This is a genomic window from Proteus mirabilis ATCC 29906 (assembly GCF_000160755.1).
In the GTDB taxonomy this organism is placed as follows: domain Bacteria; phylum Pseudomonadota; class Gammaproteobacteria; order Enterobacterales; family Enterobacteriaceae; genus Proteus; species Proteus mirabilis.
This window is the reverse complement of the sequence record NZ_GG668576.1, coordinates 172,157-173,831: the sequence shown is the minus strand read 5'-3', so window position 1 is coordinate 173,831 and position 1,675 is coordinate 172,157. Positions and strand designations below refer to the sequence as shown.

At 41.9% G+C, this 1,675-nt stretch carries 1 protein-coding gene and 1 pseudogene; both read right to left on the bottom strand.

Features of this window, described 5'->3' with window-relative positions; all coding sequences use genetic code 11:
- Window positions 1-674 precede the first annotated feature (674 nt).
- A complete protein-coding gene (locus tag HMPREF0693_RS00830; protein WP_004242747.1) occupies window positions 675-995 on the bottom strand; it encodes a DUF7716 domain-containing protein in 321 nt (106 codons plus the stop codon).
- Window positions 996-1,410: 415 nt separating this feature from the next.
- Window positions 1,411-1,675: pseudogene (locus tag HMPREF0693_RS19775) on the bottom strand (RHS repeat-associated core domain-containing protein); the annotation flags it as partial.

Sequence of the window (1,675 nt, the reverse complement as noted above, 5' to 3'; positions counted from 1 at the left end):
AGTGGCCGTATAGTGACTGGAATTGACAAATCCAGCGTGACTACGGCGTAAATACTCTTGTCCTACCGCGTTGTAGCTAAATTGAAGTGGTGCATGCTGATTGACTTGCAGTGAAGTTAACTCCCCCAGTGCCCCAAAAGCATAATGCAACTCCCGTTCACCAAAACGGGTCAATGCCAGTGTATTATCAGCTTCATTCCATTGATGAACAATCTCTTCTTAGAGCTGGCAAGTTTATAGCTACTAATACTCTATTGCTTCGCTTGTTATGATGCCCAACATGTTCTATCTGGATAAGACGCATTCTAAATCAGGCACTCGCATAAATCCCCCCCGAAAACAGAGCGGCACTATACCGTCGGCTATGCCCCCAACGGCAACAAAGCCGCACCACCGCCCGCAATACACCTTAGATACAGTGGTTAAAAGACGCCGGTTTTGAAACAGTTTTCACCTTTACGGTAAAAATCTTATACGAGTGTTTTGTATTGATACTCGATAGCGAAGGCATTCAAACAATTAAATAGCAAAACCAACAGCAGCAAGCACAACTGAGTGCCATCAAACTCACGATGCGCAAGCTGATGGTGGAGTGTATTAATGACTAAAGCGTAAACAGAGTTGCTATTAAAAACGAAAAAGCTGGAAGATTACATGATCTTCTGGCTATATAGCTAAAGAGTCAAATAAGCATCATTATTAAAATAATAAATGAGACATTGAAGCAATTCTTCTTCAGTTACATTCGCTTTTTGTAATTTAGCATAAGTAACAATGCTTTGTAACATTTGGATCGTTAGTACATACCTATAATTAGCTTCTTTTATAACTTCAGGATCATCATCTAGTTCATCTGACTCAACGTCATCAGGATCTTCAATCATAGCTATAGTATCTAAATCCCAACTAAATGTATCTTTAGGCAAATAAAGCGCTAAATTCCAAGGTACATCTATTACTTTTTGTAAGACATTTCTCAGTGTTTCTTCGATCATATTATCGTCCACCTCACCAATTACTCATTCCTCCTTTTCCTCCAGGATGAAGAAAATCCTGAACAACTCCAGGAGCTTGATGTTGCTTTATAGGCACTAATTGCATAACACCAGGTTGACTAGCCTCATGATGCCATGTCAGCTCTGGCAATGGTGAGCGTCTTGGGTATGCTCCTCTAGGACCCGGCTGTACACCTTGAGTTATTCCCGGATACATATCTTCTAATTTTTTAGCAAATATGGGGTCTGCTTTCATGGCCTCATGAAGATTTCTATTAGCTTCCTGAAAATGAACCTTATCAGAACGTCCGGGATAGAATTTACTATCTATTTTTGTTTCAAATGCTACCGAGTATCTTGGGCTTGCTAATGGTCTACCTGAACCGTCTAGCTCCCCTTTATTCCCTTTGCCACCCGCCAACCCAAACGGATCAACCCACCCCGTCGGACAATGCACATACCCATACGGATTCAGCCCACCCAATAACCCTATGGGGTCTGGGGAAAGATACTGTCCTGTTTCCCTATCATAATAGCGAAAGCGATTATAATACAAGCCACTTTCTTCATCTTCATATTGCCCCGCAAAGCGAAAAGGACATTCGGTATAATTAGGGTCATTCTCCGCTTTACCGTCGCGGTAACGCCAAAACTGCATTTGGCCCCACGTATTCAACCTT

Bases quoted from the DNA above. Each gene is read 5' to 3' on its own strand.
- HMPREF0693_RS00830 (WP_004242747.1), bottom strand. From the start codon at position 995: ATGATCGAAGAAACACTGAGAAATGTCTTACAAAAAGTAATAGATGTA.